Raw genomic sequence first — 20,991 nt, 5'->3', positions numbered from 1 at the left:
TGCTGGTTGGGGGTGGTGTGGGGGCGGGTTGGTGGCGATGTGGGCGTTGCCGTGTGGGATGGCGGCGGCGTTGCGGGGCTGTGAAGGTGGGGCGAGGTCGGTTTGGGGCGGGTAGGGGTGCTTTGCCGGGCTTGGCGTGGTGCCTGTGCCCCACAGAGCGCGGCCGATGGTGCGGCGGGGGCGGCGGGCAGGGGCGGTGATCGAACGTAGCCGGGACTCGGCTATGGCGCGCTCTGCCGTGGGGTCGGGGGTTCGCACGGCGACGAAAGTACGCGTGGCCGGGTCATGCAACGGGGCCGAGCGCGGTTCTGTGGATCGTGGGAGGGGGGGTCGGTGAGGCGCTGTGGAGTGTGGCAGGGAAACGGGTGAGTGGCTGGGGATGGAGGCGCCGGATTCGGTGCGTGGCTGGGATCGTGCGGCCGGATCGCGTGCGTAGCTCGGATCGTGGTGCTGGATGGGTGTGGATGGTGGCGCCCGCACTGGGGGGCGGCTGGAGATGGTAGCGCTCGGCTCTGTGGGCGTGGCTGGGGATCGGGGCGCCGGATTCGGTGAGTGGTCGGCGACCCGAGTTACGGGCTCGATAGGCGGTCGAGGACGGGCGACGGGCTCGGTGACCGGTCAGGGATCCGGGCGACGGGCTCGGTGAGAGGTCGGAGATCGGAGCGCCGGGATTCGGTGAGCGGTTGGAGGCGGAGGAAAGCCGTGGTGTGGTGGGTGGGGCGAGGAAGGGTCTTAGTAATTTGCGGAGGTGACGGTTAGGCCGAGCATGCCGGGGCCTACGTGGACGCCGATCACCGCGCCGACCTCCACCACGCGGAGGCCTCTCAGCCCGGGTATCCGTTTGTGCAGGCGTTCCGCGAGTGCCTCGGCTCTAGAGCTTGCTGCCAGGTGTTGCACCGCTACGTCCACGATTCGCTCTCCTGCCGTCTGGACGGCCAGGTCCTCCAGGCGGGCTATCGCGCGGGACGACGTGCGGACCTTTTCCAGGAGGGCGATGTGACCGTCGGTCAGGTGGAGCAGGGGCTTGATCATGAGGGCCGAGCCGAAGAGGGAGGCGGCTGTGCCGATGCGGCCGCTGCGGCGGAGGTAGTCGAGGGTGTCCACGTAGAAGAGGGTGCGGGTGTCGCGCATGCTTCTTCTGGCGGCGGCGGCCACTTCCTCCTGGGAGGCGCCTGCTGCGGCGGCGTGGGCGGCGGCCAGCACCGGGTAGCCGAGGCCCATCGCGATCGAGCGGCTGTCGATCACCTCCACCGGGACGGGGGCGGTGCGTGCGGCCGTCAGGGCGGACTCGACGGTGCCTGACAGTTCGGCCGAGAGGTGGATCGAGACGATGGCCGTTGCGCCAGCGGCGGCGAGGTCGGCGTAGCAGGAGGCGAAGCGGGCGGGGGAAGGGCGGGAGGTGGTGGCGGAGATGAGGTCGCCGGCGAAGGAGCCCTCGTCGATGGCGAAGGAGTCCGCGTCGATGCTGATGGCTTCCCCGGGTCCGGCCCCCACCTCAGGTCCGGTCCCGCCGGTGGTGGAGGGGGCGGTCGGGACAGGGCCGGCAGAGGACGGGCGGGCGCCGGAAGGGGCCCGGCCTGGGCCGGGGAGGGGCGGCTGAGCGCCGGAAGGGGGCTGGCCAGGGCCGGCGACGGTCGGGCGGGCGCTGGAAGGGCCCTGGCCGGGGCTGAGGGCCGGGGTGCGGGCGGGTCTGCCGGAAGCGGAGCCGGATGGGCGGGGGGTGTGGGCGATCACCTGTACGGGGACCACGGCCACGCCGGGCACCGTCCCCAAGTAAGCGGTTGAATCCGTAACAACGGCAACCAAAGGTGACATACCCCGAGATTAGCTACTGAACGGGTGTTCCACCCCGCCACACCCGGCGCGGCTTCAGCCCGAAGGACCAGGCGAAGGCGCCCTCGTGGTCGGCGTCCCACTGGACGATGTCGGCCAGGCGGCCGGGGGCGAGCACGCCGCGGTCGGGCGCGCCGAGGACGGTGGCGCCGCCGAGGGTGGCCGCGCGCAGCGCGTCGTTGACGCTCATGCCGAACGCCGACACCGCCATGGCGATGACCAGCGACATCGAGGTGATGCCGCAGTAGCCGGGGTTGTGGTCGCTGCCGAGGGCGATCTGCACGCCATGCTTGATCATCTGGCGGACCGGCGGGAGGTGGCCGCGCTGGAGGGCCGTGGCGGGGCAGACGACGGCGGGGACGCCGTAGCGGGACATGATCGCGATGTCCTCGTCGGACATGTGGTGCAGGCCGTCGGCCGAGGCGCAGCCGAGCTCGGCGGCGAGCTGGACGGCGCCGCGCCGGCTGTACTGGCCGGCGTGGATGCGCGGCAGCAGGCCGACGTTGCGGCCCGAGGCGAGCACCCAGCGGGACTCCTCGGTGGTGAAGTGCCCCTCGTCGCAGTAGACGTCGACGCTGTCGGCGCCGGCGGCGGCCGCGTCGGCGCACCAGGCGCCCACGGCCTCGACGTACTCGCGCTGCCTGCCGAAGTATTCGGGCGGCACGACGTGCGCGGCCAGGAACGTGACGTGCACCCGCGGCATCATCGGCTCCTTCTCCAGCTCGCGCAGGAGCCGCACGTCGGCGAGCTCGCCGTCGCGGGTGAGGTGGTAGCCGGTCTTGGCCTCGACGGTGGTGGTGCCGCTGAGCAGCCAGCCGCGCAGCCGCTCGCGCACGCCGTTGCACAGGGTCCAGGGGTCGGTGCCGCGGGTCACGGTGACGGTGGAGCCCACGCCACCGCCCGCCGCAGTGATCGAGGCGGAGGTGGAGCCGCCGGTGCGGATGGCCAGCTCGGCGTAGCGGTTGCCGGCGTAGACCGGGTGCGTGTGGGCGTCGATGAGGCCGGGCGTGACGAGGGCGCCGCCGAGGTTTTCGACGTGGTCGACGTCGACGATGTCGTCGACGACACCGGGGACGCTCTGCGGCAGGTCGGGGGCACGGCCGACCCACGCGATGCGGTCGTTGTGCACCAGGATGGCGGCGTTGCTGAGGACTTCGTTGCCGGTCCACAGGCGGCCGATGTTGGTGAGGAGTCGGACGGTCACCGCATCACCACCCAGCATGACCCCCCGCACGAGCGCGCAGCCCAGCGCACGGCCTGTGCCGCGCCCACTGAGTCCGCTCCGGGTCCGGACGACATGGGGGGTCTCCTGCTCTTCCGCATCGACTTGTGCGGTGACCGTATCGCCGGACTCATGATCCGGCGATTTCAGTTCAGTTACGTTATTTCACATGTTGGGCTGCTGTACAGGGTTATTCGGAAGAAAGACCATTCATCCCAACCATCACGCAGCCCTGTCCTGTCCCCACGGCTCCCGCTGACGACGCAGACACCCTCACGCTGCCCATCATGAAACCTAGAACCCAAACCCAAAACCTGACCAACGTTAGGTCTGGCCAATCCTAGCAATCCCAGGGTTCGGGGACCACTGCCGCTTTTGGGGGACTGTGTACGCTTTCCGGGGACGAAGCCCCACGACGAAGTGGCCCGGCCACGAGGGCCAGGCCACCCCGTACACGCAGGACGGGCTAGGAGACCCGCTCCACCGGCTTGCCCACCCGCAGCAGCTCCTGTGACAGGCTGGGCAGCACCCGGGCGTGCAGGATCGTCCCGTCCTCCACGTGGTCCACCGAGAGCACCTCGCCCTCCTTGTGGGCCCGCGAGATCAGGTCGCCCCGCTCGTACGGCACCAGCAGGTGGACCTCGTGGTCGAGCCGCGGCAGCCGCTCCTCGATGAGCTGCATCAGGGCGGGGATGCCCTTGCCCGTGCGGGCCGAGACCACGATGCTGTCGCGCTCGCGCCTGGCGATGCGGTCGAGCACCTCCTGGTCGGCCGCGTCGGCCTTGTTGATCACGACGATCTCGGGGATGTCGGAGGCGCCGTCGATGTCGGCGAACACCTCGCGCACGGCCGCGAGCTGCCCCTCGGGGTCAGGGTGCGAGCCGTCGACCACGTGCAGGATCAGGTCGGCGTCGGCGACCTCCTCCAGCGTGGAGCGGAACGCCTCGACGAGCTGGTGCGGCAGGTGCCGGACGAAGCCGACGGTGTCGGCGATCGTGAACAGCCTGCCCTCCGGCGTGCGCGCGCGGCGCACGGTCGGGTCGAGGGTGGCGAACAGCGCGTCCTCGACCAGCACGCCCGCGCCGGTGACGCGGTTGAGCAGGGAGGACTTGCCGGCGTTGGTGTAGCCGGCGATGGCCACGGCGGGCACCTCGCGGCGCTGGCGCCGGTGGCGCATGGTCTCGCGCGAGGTGGACATGCCGCTGATCTGGCGGCGCAGCTTGGACATGCGCTCGCGGATGCGGCGCCGATCCAGCTCGATCTTGGTCTCACCGGGGCCGCGGCCGCCGATGCCGACGCCGCCCGCGGCGCGTCCGCCGACCTGCCGGGACAGGTTGCCACCCCAGCCGCGCAGGCGCGGCAGCAGGTAGGACAGCTGCGCGAGCTCGACCTGGGCCTTGCCCTCGCGGCTCTTGGCGTGCTGGGCGAAGATGTCGAGGATCAGCGCGGTGCGGTCGATGACCTTGACCTTGACGATGTCTTCAAGCTGGCGGAGCTGGCCGGGGGTCAGCTCACCGTCGCAGATCACGGTGTCGGCGCCGCTGGACTCGACGACGTCGCGCAGCTCAAGGGCCTTGCCCGAGCCGATGTACGTGGCCGGGTCGGGCTTCTGGCGACGCTGGATGAGCCCGTCGAGCACTTGAGACCCGGCCGTCTCGGCCAGGAGCTTGAGCTCGAGCAGGGAGTTGTCGGCGTCTTCCGCGGTGCCGGAGGTCCAGACGCCGACGAGGACGACCCGTTCGAGCCGCAGCTGCCGGTACTCGACCTCGGAGACATCTTGGAGTTCGGTGGAGAGGCCCGCCACGCGGCGCAGCGCCTGGCGATCCTCGAGGTCCATGTCGCCGGTCTCGAACGCGTCGAGCTCGGAGTATTCGTGCATACGTGTCATCTCTATTAGGGAACGTCTGGACACCTCAGTGTCTTCCCACGATGGTGGCACGACATCCGCGACGCAATCACCTGGTTATCCAGGTGGCTCCACACTCTGTCAAGCGGGCTTGACGGTGATGTCTCCGGAACCCGCGGTGAGCGTGAGCTTGTGGGCCGACGCGGTGTCCTTCTTGACGGTCACCTCGGCGTCGCCGGAGCCCACGTCGGTCTTCACGTCGTAGGCGCCGTCGGGGACGTTGAGCACGATGTCGCCCGAGCCGGTCTTCAGCTCGGCGGCGTCGGGCGCGGAGACGTACGTGAGCTCGATGTTGCCCGAGCCGGCGTCGGCGCGCACCTTCTTGCCCCCGAGCCCGGCGGCGTCCAGGTCGCCGGAGCCGACGTGCGCGTCGATCTCGCCGGTGAGGTCCCTGAGGGTGAGGTTGCCGGAGCCGGCGTCGAGGTCGACGGGGAGCCCCTTGGGGATCTCGATCTTGTAGTCGACGCTGCAGCTCCCCCAGTTCGACGGGCAGCCGTAGGTGACGAACAGCGCCTCGCCCTCGACCTTGTGCTCCGGCTTGGGCTTGTTGGAGTCGCCGCGCCAGTGCAGGGTCTCGGTGACGCGTACGGCGGTGCCGTCGGTCTCGGTGATCACGGCCTCGCCCGCGTTGCTCTTGAGCTGGAGCTTGGTGACCTTGTCCGTCACCTGGTACGAGGTCGACTCCTCGTTGGAGGGGCCGGCGATGTCGGAGAGGCCGCACCCCGTCAGCAGTGCGGCGGCGGCGAGCAGCCCGCCCGCGATCGCGATCGTCTTCATGAGGGCATCCTGGCGCCGGATGGGGTGCGCCCGTATCGGGGATTCCCCGGGGGGAACCCCAACCTTTGACCCCCGGACATCAGGGGAGTACCTTCACTTCCACCATCCAGAACTCGTTTTCCGCAGAATGGAAAAGGAAGAGGTCCCATGGAGATCACCGGCCCGATGCTCGACCGGTTCGACGAGATCCTCACGCCGGAGGCGCTCGATTTCGTGGCGGCTCTCCAGCGGGAGTTCGGCGCCAGGCGGCTGGAGCTGCTGGAGGCCCGCCAGGCGCGCCAGGCGGAGCTGTCGGCGGGCGGCATGCTCGACTTCCTGCCCGAGACCAAGGAGATCAGGGAGGGCGACTGGCAGGTCGCTCCCCCGGCGCCCGGCCTGGAGGACCGCCGCGTCGAGATCACGGGCCCCGTCGACAAGAAGATGACGATCAACGCGCTCAACTCGGGCGCCAAGGTGTGGCTGGCGGACTTCGAGGATGCCAACTCCCCGCTGTGGGAGAACTGCGTGGCCGGCCACCTCAACCTGCGTGACGCGCTCGACCGCACGATCGACTTCGAGACCGGCGGCAAGACGTACGCGCTCAGGCCCGACGCCGAGCTGGCCACCGTGGTGGTGCGGCCGCGCGGCTGGCACCTGGACGAGAAGCACGCCCAGGTCGACGGGCACCCCGTCGCGGGCTCGCTGTTCGACTTCGGGCTCTACTTCTTCCACTGCGCCCAGCGGCAGATCGACAAGGGCAAGGGCCCGTACTTCTACCTGCCCAAGATCGAGTCGCACCTGGAGGCGCGGCTCTGGAACGACGTGTTCACCCGCGCCCAGCAGCTGCTCGGCATCCCGCACGGCACGATCAGGGCCACGGTGCTCATCGAGACGTACCCGGCGGCGTTCGAGATGGAGGAGATCCTCTACGAGCTGCGCGAGCACTCGGCGGGCCTGAACGCGGGCCGCTGGGACTACCTGTTCAGCGTGATCAAGAAGTTCCGCACGCGGGGCCGCGAGTTCCTGCTGCCCGAGCGGAACGCGGTGACGATGACGGCGCCGTTCATGCGCGCGTACACCGAGCTGCTGGTGCGCACCTGCCACAAGCGGGGCGCGCACGCCATCGGCGGGATGGCGGCGTTCATCCCCTCGCGCCGGGACCCCGAGGTCAACGCCGTGGCGCTGGAGAAGGTGCGGGCGGACAAGACGCGCGAGTCGGGCGACGGGTTCGACGGGTCGTGGGTGGCGCACCCGGACCTGGTGCCGGTTTGCCGCGAGGTGTTCGACGGCGTGCTCGGCTCGCGGCCCAACCAGCTCGACCGGCTGCGCGAGGACGTCAGCGTCTCGGCCGCCGACCTGCTGGCCGTCTCCGAGACGCCGGGCGACATCACCGAGGCGGGGCTGCGCAACAACGTGGACGTGGCGCTGCGTTACCTGGCCGCCTGGATGGGCGGGCTGGGCGCGGTGGCCATCCACAACCTCATGGAGGACGCCGCCACCGCCGAGATCTCCCGCTCGCAGATCTGGCAGTGGATCCACAACGACATCACGCTCGCCGACACCGGCCACCAGGTGACGAAGGAGCTGGTCGAGCGGATCATCACCGAGGAGCTGGCCAAGATCGCCATGGAGCCCGGCTACGACGAGAAGCTGTTCGGCCAGGCGACCGCGCTGTTCAAGGAAGTGGCCCTGGACGACGAGTTCGCCGAGTTTCTGACCCTTCCCGCCTACGCGAGAATGCCGTAAATATCTGATGATGGACACGCTGGTAGCGGCTCTGCGTTCGGTTCTGCCCGCCGATTCGGTCATCACCGATCCGGTGCGGCTGCGCACGTACGAGTGCGACGGCCTCACCTACCACCGGGCGACCCCCGGCGTGGTCGTGCTGCCCGGCACGGCCGAGCAGGTCGCCCAGGTGGTACGGCTGTGCAACGAGCACGGCGTGCCGTTCGTGGCCAGGGGCTCGGGCACCGGCCTGTCGGGGGGCGCGCTCCCGCGCGAGGACGGCGTGCTCATCGTCACCTCCAAGATGCGCGCCATCCTGGAGATCGACCTCGCGAACCGCCGCGCGGTCGTGGAGCCCGGCGTGACGAACCTGGCCATCACCGAGGCCGTCCGCCACCAGGGCTACTACTACGCCCCCGATCCCTCCAGCCAGCAGGTCTGCTCGATCGGCGGCAACGTCGCGGAGAACTCCGGCGGCGCCCACTGCCTGAAGTACGGCTTCACCGTCAACCACGTGGAGGCGTGCGAGATCGTCACCCCGGACGGCGACCTGGTCACGCTCGACCGCATGGATCCGGGCTACGACCTGCTGGGGGCGTTCATCGGCTCGGAGGGCACGCTGGGCATCGCCACCAAGATCACGGTACGGCTGAGCCGCGCGCCGGAGGCGGTGACGACGGTGCTGGCCGCGTTCGAGAGCATCGAGCAGGGCGGGCAGGCCGTCTCGGCGATCATCGGGGCGGGCATCGTGCCGGCCGCGATCGAGATGATGGACGCGCTGGCCATCGAGGCGGCCGAGGCGGCGGTGGCCTGCTCGTACCCGGAGGGCGCGGGCGCGGTGCTGATCGTGGAGCTGGACGGGCCGGCCGCCGAGGTGGAGCTGCAGTTCGCCCGGTTGCGGCAGATCTGCGCGAACGCGTTCGAGCTGCGCGTGGCGGCGGACGCGGCCGAGCGGGCGGCGATCTGGAAGGGCCGCAAGTCGGCGTTCGCCGCCGTCGGGCGGATCAGCCCGGCCTACATCGTGCAGGACGGCGTGGTGCCGCGCACGTCGCTGCCGGCCGTGCTGGCCGCGATCGACCGGCTGTCGGCGGAGCACGGCATCCGGGTGGCCAACGTCTTCCACGCGGGCGACGGCAACCTGCATCCGCTGGTGCTGTTCGACGACGAGGAGCCGGGGGCGGGCGAGCGGGCCGAGGTGGTGTCGGGGGCGATCCTCGACCTGTGCGTCGAGCACGGCGGCTCGATCACGGGCGAGCACGGGGTGGGCGTGGACAAGGCCCGTTACATGCCGAAGATGTTCAGCGCGGACGACCTCGACACGATGCAGCTCGTCCGGTGCGCGTTCGACCCCCGCGGGCTGGCGAACCCGGGCAAGGTGTTCCCCACCCCGCGCCTGTGCGGCGAGGTGCCGGGCGTGCGCAAGGGCGTGCATCCGCTGGTCGAGTCGGGGAAGGCGGAGCAGTTTTGATCGCGGAGGTCGAGGAGGTCACCGTCCGGGACGCGGTCCCGGAGGACGCGGTGAACGGGGTGCTGCCCCGCTGGGTGGCGCTGCCGGAGACGACCGAGGAGATCGCCGCCGTGCTGCGCGCCTGCGCCGAGCGGGACCTGGCGGTGGTGCCCGCCGGCGGCGGCACGAAGCTGCACTGGGGCCCGCCGCCCGAGCGGTGCGACGTGCTGCTCGACCTGTGCTGCGTGAACGAGATCCTGGAGCACGCCGCCGGTGACCTGGTGGTGCGCGCGCAGGCCGGGGTGACCATGGACGCGCTGGCGGGCACGCTCGCCGCCAAGGGGCAGGAGCTGGCGCTCGACGTGCCCTTCCCGCAGGACGCCACGGTCGGCGGCACGCTGGCCACCGCCCTGCCGGGGCCGCGCTCCTTCCGTTACGGCACCGCCCGCGACCTGCTCATCGGCATCACGGTGGTGCTGCCCGACGGGACGATCGCCCGCTCCGGCGGCAAGGTCGTCAAGAACGTCGCCGGCTACGACCTGGGCAAGCTCTTCACCGGCTCCTACGGCACGCTCGGCGTCATCGCGGAGGCCACGTTCCGCCTGCACCCGCTGCCCGCCGCCCGCCGCTGGGTCGTCGCCGAGCTGGAGCGTGCCGAGGCGGCCCGGGTCGCGGCGGCGCTGGCGGCCTCGCAGGCCGAGCCGAGCGCGGTCGAGGTCGACTGGCCGGACCCCGGCGGGCCGCTCACGCTGGCGGCGCTGGTGGAGGGCGCGGCGGCCGAGGCCAGGGCCGGGGCGCTGCGCGAGCTGGCCGGCGGCTCCGTCACCGAGGAACGGCCGCCGTGGTGGGGGCTGATCGAGCGCGACGAGGTGCTGGCCGAGGCGCGGTTCCTGCCGGCGGGCGCCGGGAGCGTCCTCGACGCGGTGGCCTCGACCGGGCTGGCCCTGCGCGGCTCGCTGGCCGCCGGCCGGGTGCTGCTGGAGGCGCGGCGCGACATGGCCGAGGACGAGCTGGCCGCCGCCGTCGCGCGGCTGCGCGAACGAGCGCGGGTGCACGTGCTGGCCGCCCCGTACGACGGGCGCGACCGGTGGGGGCGGGTGAGCGGGCTGCCGCTGATGCGGCGGGTCAAGGAACGGTTCGATCCCGGGCGCAGGATGTCTCCCGGACGGTTCGTGGGAGGCATCTGATCGTGGACCCGAAGCTGATCAACGACTGCGTGCACTGCGGGTTCTGCCTGCCGACGTGCCCCACGTACGCGCTGTGGGGCGAGGAGATGGACTCGCCGCGCGGCCGCATCCACCTGATGAAGCAGCACGTCGAGGGCACCCCGATCACGCCCGAGATGGCCGGGCACTTCGACGCCTGCCTCGGCTGCATGGCGTGCGTGACTGCCTGCCCGTCCGGCGTGCGCTACGACCGGCTGATCGAGCAGACCAGGGTGGAGGTGGAGCGGCAGCACGTGCGCGAGCCGCACGACCGGGCCGTGCGCGGCATCGTGTTCAGCCTGTTCCCCTACCCCAGGCGGCTGCGGCTGCTGCGGCCGACCATGTGGCTGGCGGAGCGGATGGCGCCGTTCCTCACCCGCGCGAACCCGAGCCTGGGCGCCATGGCCACGCTGGCGCCCCGCGTGCGGCGCAGGCAACGGCTGCCGCGCCTGGTCAGGGCCAGGGGCGAGCGCCGCGCCACCGTGGGGATGCTGCTCGGCTGCGTGCAGCGGGAGTTCTTCCCGCAGGTCAACGCGGCCACCGCGCGGGTGCTGGCGCTGGAGGGCTGCGACGTGGTCGTCCCGCCCGAGCAGGGCTGCTGCGGGGCGCTCAGCGTGCACTCCGGGCGCGACGGGCAGGCCAGGCGGCTGGCGAGCCGGACGATCCGGGCGTTCGAGCGGGCCGGGGTCGACACCGTCGTGGTGAACGCGGCCGGCTGCGGCTCCTCCATGAAGGAGTACGGCGAGCTGCTGGGGCACGAGCCGCCGTTCCGTGTCGTGGACCTGTCGGAATACCTGGCCGAGCTGGGCCCCGTCGCCAAGCGGCACCCGCTGCCGCTCACCGTCGCCTACCACGACGCCTGCCACCTGGCCCACGCCCAGGGGGTGCGGGCGCAGCCGCGCGAGCTGCTGAGCGCGATCCCCGAGCTGGAGCTGCGCGAGATCCCCGAGTCGGCCATCTGCTGCGGGTCCGCGGGCACGTACAACCTGCTCCAGCCCGAGGCCGCCCGCGACCTCGGCGACCGCAAGGCCAGGGCGGTCGGCACGACCGGCGCCGAGCTGCTGGTCTCGGCCAACCCGGGGTGCACGATGCAGATCGCCGCCGCCATGCGGCGCGGCGGCAGCGCGATCAGGGTGGCGCACACGGCCGAGGTGCTGGACGCCTCGCTGCGCGGGGTCACGCTGTGAGCGTGCAGAGCGTGGAACGGGCACTCGACGTGCTCGAAGCGCTGGCCGAGCACGGCGGCGAGGCCGGGCTGTCGGAGATCGCCGCGCGGACCGGGCTGCCGTACGGCACCATCCACCGGCTGCTGCAGACCCTGCTCGCCCGCGGGTACGTACGCCAGGAATCCGACCGCCGCTACGCCCTGGGCGGCGGCCTGGTACGGCTGGGCGGCATCGCGGAGAGCATGGTCGGCACATGGGCGCAGCCGTACCTGACCAGGATGGTCGAGCTGTCCGGCGAGACGGCGAACCTGGCGGTGCTCGAAGGCGACTTCGTCGTCTACGTGGCGCAGGTGCCGTCGCCGCGCAGGCTGCGGATGTTCGCCGAGGTGGGGCGGCGGGTGCTGCCGCACAGCACGGCGGTGGGCAAGGTGCTGCTGGCCGGGCGGCCGGCGGCCGAGGCGGTGGCGGTGTTCGAGCGCACCGGCATGCCGCGCCGCACCCCCAACACGATCACCGACGTCCACGACATGCTGGCCGAGCTGGGCGCGGTCAAGAGCCGCGGCTACGCGATGGACCTGGGCGAGGAGGAGCTGGGCGTGCACTGCCTGGCCGTGCCCGTGTGGGACGGCGAGCGGGTGGTGGCCGCGATGTCGGTGTCGGGTCCGGCCGAGCGCATCGACGCGCTCGACCGCGACGACCTGGCCGAGCGCATGCGCAAGATCGCGCTCGACTTCGGCGGCGAGCTGGGGCCGGGCTGACGTACGGCCCGCCTCAGTCGGGGCCGCCCGGCGAGACCAGGCCGGTCTCGTAGGCGACCACCACGGCCTGCACCCGGTCGCGCAGGCCCAGCTTGGCCAGGATGCGGGCGACGTGCGTCTTCACCGTGGCCACGCTGAGCGACAGCCGCTCGGCCAGCTCGGCGTTGCTCAGGCCGGTGGCGAGCAGGCGCAGCACGTCCAGCTCGCGCGGCGTCAGCTCGGCCAGGTCGCGGTGCAGGGCGGGCCGTGCGTCGTCGCGGCGGGCGAACCGCTCCACCAGGCGGCGGGTGATGGTGGGGGCGAGCAGCGCGTCGCCGGAGCGCACCAGGCGCACCGCGGCCACCAGGTGCTCGGGGGTGACGTCCTTCAGCAGGAAGCCGCTGGCGCCCGCGGCGAGCGCCGCGTACACGTAGTGGTCGAGGTCGTAGGTGGTCAGGATCAGCACGCGGGTGTCCTCGGCGCCGCTCCCCAGGATCCGCCGGGTGGCTTCGAGGCCGTCCATGTGCGGCATGCGGATGTCCATGAGGACGACGTCCGGCCTCGTACGCCGGACCGCGGCGACGGCCTCCTCCCCGTCGGCGGCCTCGGCCACGACGTCGATGCCGTCGGCGGTGAGGATCATCCGGAACCCCGTGCGGACCAGCGCCTGGTCGTCGGCGAGGACGGCGCGCAACCGCTCGCTCATGCGCCGCTCCCCGGGATGCGGGCCCTGACCCTGAACCCGCCGTCGGCCGTCGGCCCGGCCTCCAGCGTCCCGCCGTAGACGGCCAGGCGCTCGCGCAGCCCCATCAGCCCCCGGCCGCCGCCCGCTCGGGGCCCGGCGGCGGGGACGCCGCCGGTGTCGGTCACCTCGATCTCCAGCGCGTCGCCGTCGCGGCCGATCGTCACGGACGCGGCGGCCCCCGCGGCATGCTTGATCGTGTTGGTGAGGGCTTCCTGGACGACGCGGTAGGCGGCCAGGTCGATCCCGGGCGGCAGCGGCCCGAGAGACGGCACCGTGACGCGTACCGGCACGCCGGCGGCGCGGACCCGCTCCACCAGGGCGTCGAGCCGGTCGAGCCCCGGCTGCGGTTCGAGCCCGTCGGACGGGCCGTCGATGCGCTCGCCGCCAGGACCGGCGAGCAGGCCCATGACGTGGCGCAGCTCGGCCATCGCGGCCCGGCCGCCGGACTCGATCGCGAGCAGGGCCTGTTTCGACTGCTCCGGCTCCGCGTCCATCACCTTGCGGGCCGCGCCCGCCTGGATCACCATCACGCTCACATTGTGGGTCACCACGTCGTGCAGCTCGGCGGCGATGCGGGAGCGCTCCTCCGCGACCGCCCTGCGCATGGCGTCCTCCTGCTCCTGCCGCAGCTCGGCCAGGCGCCGCCGGCCGGCGGCCAGCCGCCGCCGCCAGGAGCGGACGAGGCCGCCGGCCACCGCGACGCCCAGCAGGACGAGGATCGGCAGCACCCAGCCCGGCAGCGTGGGCGCCACGTCCCCGAACCCGGCGCCGGCCAGCCCGGCCCCGAGCACGAGACCGGCCGTCACCAGGAGCCGGTTGCGGCTGTGGACGACGGCCGTGTACGCGGCGATCGCGCAGGCCAGCACGGACACCCAGGTCGCCGCCTCGTGGGTGGCCCGCGCCGCCACCAGCACCACCCAGAACGCGGTCAGCGGGTACAGGCGCCGCACCGCCAGCGGCAGCGTCGTCAGCGCCACGAGGAACGCGGACGGCTCCCGGGACGCAACGGGCGGGAGGGGCGGAAGGGGCGGGAAGCGCGGGACCGGCTGGACCGGCCCGGGCAGGGAGAGCCGCGCCGACAGGGTCACCGCGACGACCGTGAGGACGACGGCGACCACCACGTCGGCGGCGAGCGCCACGCGGGACGGCCGCTCCGGCGGCGAGTGGTCCTCGTTCAGCCGGCGGTACAGGTCGAGCACCCGCCGCCGCCACGGCCGTCGTTCCCTGGTCTCCACCGGCTCATTGTCACGCCCGCCCCGATCGTCGCGCATCGGCCGTGATGGCGAGGACGTGACGGTCTGGGGGCGTACATCGCAGGGATGACCCGGCGGCCCGTCGTTCTCGCGCCGTACCCGATCTCGCTTCGACGGCCGACGCGCGCCGGAGGGGTTGGTGCCTAGGTTCCTTGCACCGACCACCCCTTTTCCGTCAGGAGGACACGGAGTGACCACTGTCTTGCGGGCCCAGGCCCTGGGCAAAAGGTACGGCCGGCGCTGGGCGCTGCGCGAGTGCACCGTCGACGTCCCCGCCGGCCACGTCGTGGGGCTGGTGGGCCCCAACGGGGCCGGCAAGACCACGCTGCTGAAGCTCGCCGCCGGCCAGCTCCAGCCGACCGCGGGCGATGTCACCGTGCTCGGCGGCCGGCCAGTGAGCACGCCCGCGCAGCTCGCCAGGGTCGGGTTCGTGGCGCAGGAGACGCCCCTGTACGCGGGCCTCACCGTGTCCGAGCACCTGCGGCTCGGCGCCCGGCTCAACCCCCGCTGGGACGACGGCCTGGCCCGCGAGCGCGTCGCCCGCCTCGGGCTCGACCCCGGCCGCCGCGCGGGCCGGCTGTCGGGCGGCCAGCGCGCCCAGCTCGCCCTCACCCTCGGCCTGGCCAAGCGGCCCGACCTGCTGATCCTGGACGAGCCGGTGGCCGCGCTCGACCCGCTGGCCCGCCGCGACTTCGCGCGCGGGCTGGCGGAGGCCGCCGCCGAGCACGAGCTGAGCGTCGTGCTCTCCTCGCACGTGGTCTCCGACCTGGAGAAGGTCTGCGACTACCTGATCGTGCTCGCCGGCTCCCGGGTGCGGCTCGCGGGGCGTACCGAGGAGCTGCTGGCCGCCCACCGGCGGCCCGGCGGGCGGCTCAGCCTGGAAGACCTCGTCCTGACCTACCTGGAGGCCCGGCCATGATCTGGCTGACCTGGCGGCAACTGCGTGGCACGGCGCTGACGACGGCCGCCGCCCTCCTCGTCCTCATCGCCGTGCTGGCCCTGACCGGCCCGGAGCTGGCGTCCCGCTACTCCGCGGGGATCGCCGGCTGCGCCCCGGCCGGGACGTGCGACGACTTCTTCGACCGCTTCTTCGACGAGCACCAGCTCCCGTTCCTGGCCCTCACCCTCGTCGTGCTGCTCCTGCCGGCGCTGGTGGGGCTCTTCTGGGGGGCGCCGCTGATCGCCCGCGAGCTGGAGTCGGGCACCCACCTGCTGGTGTGGAACCAGAGCGTCACCAGGACCCGGTGGCTGGCGGTCAAGCTGGGGCTCGCCGGCCTGGCCGCCATGGCCGCCGCCGGCGCGTGCGGTCTCGCGGTGACCTGGTGGTCCGGCCCGCTGGACAGGTCGGCGGTGCCGGAGCTGGCCCAGATGTCCCCTCTGGTGTTCGGGGCGCGGGGCATCGCCCCGATAGGGTACGCGGCCTTCGCCTTCGTCCTCGGCGTGACCACGGGCATGCTAGTGCGGCGCACCCTGCCCGCCATGGCGCTCACGCTGGCCGTCTTCGCCGCGTTCCAGCTCGCCGTGCCGTTCCTGGTCCGGCCCCACCTGATGCCGCCGGTGAGCGCGGCCTTCGAGCTCGGCCCGGCGAACGTGGACAGCGTCCACGTGTCCGGGCCGGGCGGCGGGCCCGTGCAGCTCTTCCTCAGCACGTCTGCCGTGCCCGGGCACGCGGGCGCGTGGGTCCTGTCCAGCGAGCTTCTCGACCCCGCCGGGCGGACGACCTCCGGCGGCGGGGGCGGCGGGCCGTCGTCCACGGTCGAGCGGTTCGTCCCGGTCTCCACGACGTCGGGCCCCTGCGCGCCGTCCATGGGACGCATGAGCACCGACGCGTGCCTGGCCGAGATCAGCCGGCTCGGCTACCGGCAGCGGGCGACCTACCAGCCCCTGGAGCGCTTCTGGCCGTTGCAGTGGAGCGAGACCGGGATCTACGCCCTGCTCAGCCTGGCCCTGGCGGGCTGGTGCTTCCGGCGGATCATGCGAGGCTGGGCATGACCGGCGCCAGGATCGCGGCCGCCGGGCTCGCCGCCTTCCTCCTGGCGGCTTGCACGGCTCCGGCCCCGCCGCGCGAGCAGGCGGGCACGGCGGGGCCCGCGGTGTGCGCGCCGCCCCAGGGAGCCCCCCGGGCGGAGACGCCCACCACGATCGACGTCGTGGAGCAGGCGTACTTCTGCGTCCTCGCCCACCACCACCGCGGCGCCACCATGGACGCCCGGGTGCTGCTGACGGCCGGGTTCGCCGCTCTGACGCGGGAGCTCGGCCGCGAGGGACGCGACCTGCCGGACGCCGTCATGCCGGCGCTGACCGGGGACAGGAAGGCCGACTGGGCCAAGTTCGAGAGCGTCTACCGCAAGCTCGCCGGCCGGCGCGACGGACTGGCCGTGGTCACCCTCGAAGCGATGGTGGCCGCGCTCGGCGACGCCACGTGGGCGCACGGCGTCCGGCAGCACCCCGACGCCTACGACGGCGACGGCTACGGCCTGGGCCTGGAGACCAATGCCGGCAGCTCGCCGAGCCGCGCCCTGCCGCCGGTGTTCGTCACCGCCGTGCGGGGCGGCGCGGCGCGGGCCGCCGGGGTGCGGCCCGGCGACGTCATCGAGTCGGTCAACGGCTCGGCACCCTTCGTCGACGGGACGGCTGTCGCCCCCGCGATCGCCGCCCTGCGGCCCCGGTACCCGGAGGCACGCCCGGTGCGGCTGCGGCTGCTGCGGCGGAGCACCGGCCGCCGCTGGACCGTGACGCTCCGACCCGGCCTCTACCGGCAGGAGCTGGCCGACCTCCAGGTCGTGCGGTCGAAGCTGCTGAACGGCGACCGCGCCTACGTGCGGCTGACGTGGTTCGCCGGCGACTCGGCGGAGCGGATCCTGCGGGCGATCGCCAGGCTCCGCAAGGCGCGGACGCTCGCCGGGGTCGTGCTGGACCTGCGCGGCAACGGCGGCGGCAGCCTCACCGAGGCGACCCGGCTGCTGAGCGCGTTCGCCCACGGGAAGGTCACCGGGTATCTGTGCGCGGGGGACGACCGCTGCGAGGCCCTGCGCACCGACGACACCGTGCAGTTGGTGAACCTGCCGCTGACGGTGCTCGTCGACCGGGGGTGCGCGTCGGCGTGCGAGCACTTCGGCGCCGCCGTCAAGGACCTGCGGCTCGGCACGCTGGTCGGCGGCAGGACCGCGGGGGTGGTCTCCGGGCCCGCGGAGTCGTACCTGCTGGGTGACAACACCGTGCTGAGCCTGCCCGCCCGCTACCACCTCGGAGCGGGCGGCGAGGTGATCGACGGGATCGGCGTGCCGCCCGACCGGTACGCGCCGCTGACCCCGGCCGACGCGGCCGCCGGGCGGGACCCGGCCCTGGCCCACGAGTGAACGGACCCCTCATGAGACAGATCGTGGCCGTCGTGGCCCTGCTCGCCGCGACCGCCTGCACCGCACCCACCGCGCCCAGGGCCGCCGGGTCCGCCACGCCGGCCGGGCCCGCCGTCCTGCCCGCGCCCACCGGCCCCCACCGGGTCGGCACCACCGTCCTGCACCTCAAGGACACCTCCCGCCCCGACCCCTGGAACCTCGACGCCAAAGCCAGAGAGCTGACGGTGACCCTCTGGTACCCGACCGAGCAGCGGGACGGGCCGCCGGCGCCGTACATGACGGCCGAGGAGTCCGAGCTGCTCATGAGAGGCAGCAGGATCGCGAGCGCGCCGTACGACACGCTGAGCAGGACGCGGACGAACGCCGTCGCCGACGCCGAGCCCAGCGGGCGGAAGCTTCCCCTGGTGGTGCTCTCGCCCGGGTTCACCAAGCCGGTCAGCACGCTGACCTCACTGGCCGAGGACCTGGCCAGCCGGGGGTACGTCGTCGCCGGGATCGACCACCCGTACGAGAGCTACGCCACGACCCTGGAAGACGGCACCATCGCCGAGTGCCTGGCCTGCGACAGCAACTCCGATCCCGGCTTCGGCGCGGGGCTGGTGCGCAGCCGGGCGGCCGACGTCTCGTTCGTGCTCGACGAGCTGCCGTCGAAATGGGATGGATCCGGCCGGATCGACCGATCCCGCATCGCGATGGCCGGGCAGTCGATCGGCGGGTCCAGCACCATGGCGACCATGATCGAGGACTCCCGGGTGCGGGCCGGGATCGACATGGACGGCACCGCCTACGCCCGCATCCCGCCGGGCGGGTTCTCCCGGCCGTTCCTGTTCCTGGGGTCGGCGGAGCACGTCACCTCCCCCACGTGGGAGCGCGACTGGAAGCTGCTCACCGGCTGGAAGCGCTGGATCGTGCTGTCGGGCGCGGAGCACCAGTCCTTCACCGACACGCCGCTGCTGTCGGACGCCCTCGGCATCCGGTCGGCCTCCGGCATCCTGCCCGCCCAGCGTGCCGCGGAGCTGACCCGTACCTACGTGGCGGCCTTCCTCGACCTGCACCTCAAGGCGCAACGGCGGCCCGTCCTGGACGGGCCGGCACCGGGCTATCCGGAGGCCCGGTTCTGTCCCTGCTCCTGAGTATCCTGTTGCGCTATGAGCAACAGCGCGTCGGTTCAGTCCGTCGATCGGGCCATCGCGATCCTGGAGATCCTGGCCCGCGACGGCGCCACCCGGGTGACGGACCTGGCCGCCGAACTCGCCGTGCACAAGTCCACGGCGTTCCGGCTGCTGGCGGCCCTGGAGCAGGGCGGGCTGGTGGAGCAGAGCGGCGACCGCGGGCGCTACCGGCTCGGGTTCGGCGTCGTCCGGCTGGCCGGGGCCGCCACCGCGCAGCTCGACCTGTCGCGCGAGAGCCGTCCCGTGTGCCTGCGGCTGGCGGAGGAGATCGGCGAGACCGTCAACATCGCGGTGGGCCGCGGCGGCGACGCGGTCAACGTCAGCCAGGTGCGCGGCCCGGCCGCGATCAGCGGGCACAACTGGGTCGGGCAGCGCACGCCCGCCCACGCCACCTCCAGCGGCAAGGTGCTGCTGGCGTTCGGCGTGCTGCGGCTCGGCCCCGAGCTGGAGCGTTACACGCCGCACACCATCACCACGCCGCACGAGCTGCGCCTCGACGAGATCAGGGAGCGCGGCTGGGCCGCCACGGTCGAGGAGCTGGAGGTGGGGCTGAACGCGGTGGCGGCGCCGATCAGGGGCGCCGACGGGTCGGTGGTGGCCGCCGTCAGCGCCTCCGGGCCCTCCTACCGGCTGACGCCCGACCGGCTGGCGGAGGTGGGCGCGGCGCTGGTGGCGGGCGCGCGGGAGATAAGCCAGCGCATCGGATATTACGGTTAGGGCCATGTGTAGAAGCATCAAGACCCTGCGCCCGCCGTACACCGAGAGCGTGACCGAGGAGGACGTGCGGGCCGCGGCCCTGCAGTACGTCAGGAAGATCTCCGGCTTCCGCGCGCCGGCCGCACACAATGCCGAGGCGTTCGACCGGGCCGTCGAGGCGATCACCAGGGCGTCGGAGGAGCTGCTGGGGGCGCTCGAAGTTCGCGGGAGTCGTTGACAGGGCCTGCCCGCCGGAGAAGTCTCCCCGGTGTAACCCCCAGCGATCCCCCAGGGAGCTGCCATGATCAGCGGGTTGTACCAGGGACAGGACGGCGACTCCAGGCTGGCGCTGCGCGTCGACGTCGACGGGGCCAGGCCGATGGGGCGGGTCAGCGGCGACCTGTTCACCGTCGCGGGGGCGACCACGTCCTACGTCGGCTCGTTCGTGGTCAGCGCTCCCGACGTTCGGGAGGGGCGGATCCAGGGGCGCGGGGAGTTCACGTTCGCCACGCCGGTGCCTGACGTGCGCGTCGACCTCGATGGGCAGGCGGGCACGGCGGCCGTCGCGGGGCGCACCTACGAGGTGTCGTTCGTCTCGCCGTACTTCCGCAGCGTGCTGCTGGAGCAGGACTCCGTGGTCGGGGCGGTGCCGTTCGTGTCCTACCGGACGGGCTCGCTGCCCGGGCCGACCGGCTCGCCCGCCAGGGAGCTGAGCGTCGTGTCCGCGTACGCGGAGGCCGGCATCGAGCTGACCCTGGCCGAGCCGGGCGTCATCCCCGTGGAGGGGTCCGGCGCGGACCTGGCGTGGGACGACGCCGAGCTGCACCACGCCATGACGCGGCACTTCAGCGCGTTCGAGGACGCGGTGGCCTGGCGGGTGTGGCTGCTGGTGGCCAGCAAGCACGTGGGCGGCTACCGGGGCATCATGTTCGACTACAACGACGCCCACCAGCGGCAGGGGTCCGCGGTGTTCTACGACGCGATCAAGGGTGACACGCCGCAGGCGCAGCGGGCGCAGTTACGGACGTACGTGCACGAGCTCGGCCACGCCTTCAACCTGCTCCACTCCTGGCAGAAGAACCTGGCCACCCCGCCGCAGCCGCTCGGCCCCGACGGCGGCTTCGGCGACCTGTCCTGGATGAACTATGTGCAGAACTACCGCCCCGGCGGCGAGCAGGGCTACTGGTCCGCCTTCCCCTTCCAGTTCACGGACGCCGAGCTGGTGCACCTGCGCCACGGCTTCTACCGCGACGTCGCCATGGGCGCCAACGCCTTCGGCACCGGCGCCGCCGACGTCGCCCCCTTCGAGCAGCCGGTCGAGGACCATTCGGGGCTGCGGCTGGAGCTGCGCGCCAAGGACGCGTACGAGCTGGGCGAGCCCGTCGTCGTGGAGCTGAAGCTGTCGTACGCGGGCGAGCCGCGCACCACGCACGGCCACCTGCACCCCGACACGGAGTTCACCCAGGTCTCGATCACCCAGCCGAGCGGCAGGACCGTGCTCTACCGGCCGATGATGCGGCACTGCGTGGACACCTCACCCGAGATCCGCCTCGACGAGGGCAATCCGGCCATGTACCGCAGCGCGTACATCGGGCACGGCCGTGACGGCCACTACTTCCAGCTCCCCGGCGAGTACCAGGTGCGCGCCCAGTACATCGCCGCCGACGGCTCCCGCATCGTCTCCCCCGCCTGCCCGGTCCGGGTGCGCTTCCCCGTCACGCACGACGACCACCAGGTGGCCGAGCTGATGCTGGGCGAGGACCAGGGCA

At 72.8% G+C, this 20,991-nt stretch carries 18 protein-coding genes; 12 read left to right on the top strand and 6 right to left on the bottom strand.

Annotated elements, in window-relative coordinates; genetic code table 11:
- Window positions 1-732: 732 nt before the first annotated feature.
- The 4 genes from HCN51_RS10500 to HCN51_RS10485 all read right to left on the bottom strand — a co-directional run bounded on the left by HCN51_RS10500 (window position 733) and on the right by HCN51_RS10485 (window position 5,738).
- The gene (locus HCN51_RS10500; RefSeq protein WP_168009167.1) at window positions 733-1,494 is read right to left on the bottom strand and encodes a DegV family protein; all 762 of its coding nucleotides are present in this window, start codon (window positions 1,492-1,494) and stop codon (window positions 733-735) included.
- Between the two features lie 334 nt (window positions 1,495-1,828).
- Window positions 1,829-3,037, bottom strand: a complete 1,209-nt coding sequence (gene hutI, locus HCN51_RS10495; RefSeq protein ID WP_080041975.1) for an imidazolonepropionase — start codon at window positions 3,035-3,037, stop codon at window positions 1,829-1,831.
- A gap of 484 nt (window positions 3,038-3,521) precedes the next feature.
- Window positions 3,522-4,943 carry a GTPase HflX gene (hflX, locus tag HCN51_RS10490; protein ID WP_428981532.1) on the bottom strand — a complete coding sequence of 474 codons (1,422 nt, stop codon included), beginning with the start codon at window positions 4,941-4,943 and terminating at the stop codon, window positions 3,522-3,524.
- A 99-nt stretch (window positions 4,944-5,042) separates the two neighbouring features.
- Window positions 5,043-5,738 carry a DUF4097 family beta strand repeat-containing protein gene (locus HCN51_RS10485; RefSeq protein ID WP_080041977.1) on the bottom strand — a complete coding sequence of 232 codons (696 nt, stop codon included), beginning with the start codon at window positions 5,736-5,738 and terminating at the stop codon, window positions 5,043-5,045.
- Window positions 5,739-5,885: 147 nt separating this feature from the next.
- Between HCN51_RS10485 and aceB the strand changes: the two genes are divergently transcribed.
- Genes aceB through HCN51_RS10460 form a run of 5 tightly spaced genes read left to right on the top strand, consistent with a single transcriptional unit; the run spans window position 5,886 to window position 12,018 of the window.
- The gene (gene aceB, locus HCN51_RS10480) at window positions 5,886-7,463 is read left to right on the top strand and encodes a malate synthase A (RefSeq protein ID WP_168009165.1); all 1,578 of its coding nucleotides are present in this window, start codon (window positions 5,886-5,888) and stop codon (window positions 7,461-7,463) included.
- Between the two features lie 10 nt (window positions 7,464-7,473).
- Entirely contained in the window at window positions 7,474-8,910 is a 1,437-nt protein-coding gene (locus tag HCN51_RS10475; RefSeq protein WP_168009163.1) for an FAD-linked oxidase C-terminal domain-containing protein, read from the top strand.
- Window positions 8,907-10,076 carry an FAD-binding oxidoreductase gene (locus tag HCN51_RS10470; protein ID WP_168009161.1) on the top strand — a complete coding sequence of 390 codons (1,170 nt, stop codon included), beginning with the start codon at window positions 8,907-8,909 and terminating at the stop codon, window positions 10,074-10,076. The genes HCN51_RS10475 and HCN51_RS10470 overlap by 4 nt, the downstream gene beginning before the upstream one ends.
- Before the next feature lie 2 nt (window positions 10,077-10,078).
- Complete coding sequence (locus HCN51_RS10465) at window positions 10,079-11,281, top strand: heterodisulfide reductase-related iron-sulfur binding cluster (RefSeq protein WP_168009159.1); 1,203 nt, start codon at window positions 10,079-10,081, stop codon at window positions 11,279-11,281.
- Window positions 11,282-11,283: 2 nt separating this feature from the next.
- Window positions 11,284-12,018, top strand: coding sequence for an IclR family transcriptional regulator (locus HCN51_RS10460; RefSeq protein ID WP_346433598.1), 735 nt, complete (start codon window positions 11,284-11,286; stop codon window positions 12,016-12,018).
- 13 nt (window positions 12,019-12,031) lie between these two features.
- On the opposite strand, the gene HCN51_RS10455 is transcribed toward HCN51_RS10460, so the two are convergent.
- Together HCN51_RS10455 and HCN51_RS10450 are read right to left on the bottom strand one after the other, a co-directional pair.
- A complete protein-coding gene (locus tag HCN51_RS10455) occupies window positions 12,032-12,703 on the bottom strand; it encodes a response regulator (protein ID WP_168009155.1) in 672 nt (223 codons plus the stop codon).
- Window positions 12,700-14,013 (bottom strand): sensor histidine kinase, encoded by a 1,314-nt coding sequence (locus tag HCN51_RS10450; RefSeq protein ID WP_168009153.1) that lies wholly within the window; start codon window positions 14,011-14,013, stop codon window positions 12,700-12,702. The genes HCN51_RS10455 and HCN51_RS10450 overlap by 4 nt, the downstream gene beginning before the upstream one ends.
- A 172-nt stretch (window positions 14,014-14,185) precedes the next feature.
- Here HCN51_RS10450 and HCN51_RS10445 point away from each other — a divergent pair, with 172 nt between their 5' ends.
- From HCN51_RS10445 to HCN51_RS10415, 7 genes are all read left to right on the top strand, one after another.
- On the top strand, window positions 14,186-14,914 hold the full coding sequence (locus HCN51_RS10445) for an ATP-binding cassette domain-containing protein (protein ID WP_168009151.1): 729 nt from the start codon (window positions 14,186-14,188) through the stop codon (window positions 14,912-14,914).
- A complete protein-coding gene (locus HCN51_RS10440; RefSeq protein ID WP_168009149.1) occupies window positions 14,911-15,987 on the top strand; it encodes an ABC transporter permease in 1,077 nt (358 codons plus the stop codon). Before HCN51_RS10445 ends, HCN51_RS10440 begins: the two co-directional genes overlap by 4 nt.
- Window positions 15,984-17,354 carry a S41 family peptidase gene (locus HCN51_RS10435; RefSeq protein ID WP_168009147.1) on the top strand — a complete coding sequence of 457 codons (1,371 nt, stop codon included), beginning with the start codon at window positions 15,984-15,986 and terminating at the stop codon, window positions 17,352-17,354. Before HCN51_RS10440 ends, HCN51_RS10435 begins: the two co-directional genes overlap by 4 nt.
- 11 nt (window positions 17,355-17,365) lie before the next feature.
- Window positions 17,366-18,487: an alpha/beta hydrolase family protein gene (locus tag HCN51_RS10430; RefSeq protein ID WP_168009145.1), complete on the top strand. Its 1,122-nt coding sequence runs from the start codon at window positions 17,366-17,368 to the stop codon at window positions 18,485-18,487.
- A 15-nt stretch (window positions 18,488-18,502) separates the two neighbouring features.
- Window positions 18,503-19,243, top strand: a complete 741-nt coding sequence (locus HCN51_RS10425; RefSeq protein WP_168009143.1) for an IclR family transcriptional regulator — start codon at window positions 18,503-18,505, stop codon at window positions 19,241-19,243.
- 4 nt (window positions 19,244-19,247) lie between these two features.
- Window positions 19,248-19,460 (top strand): DUF2277 domain-containing protein, encoded by a 213-nt coding sequence (locus HCN51_RS10420; protein WP_080041988.1) that lies wholly within the window; start codon window positions 19,248-19,250, stop codon window positions 19,458-19,460.
- A gap of 63 nt (window positions 19,461-19,523) precedes the next feature.
- Window positions 19,524-20,991: hypothetical protein (locus HCN51_RS10415; protein WP_206066834.1), on the top strand; the 1,468-nt coding region annotated here is incomplete at its 3' end.

Origin of the sequence: Nonomuraea composti, from assembly GCF_012034275.1 — a bacterium.
GTDB lineage: Bacteria > Actinomycetota > Actinomycetes > Streptosporangiales > Streptosporangiaceae > Nonomuraea > Nonomuraea composti.
Note: the sequence above shows the minus strand (reverse complement) of the source record. Positions and strands in the feature narration are given on the sequence as shown.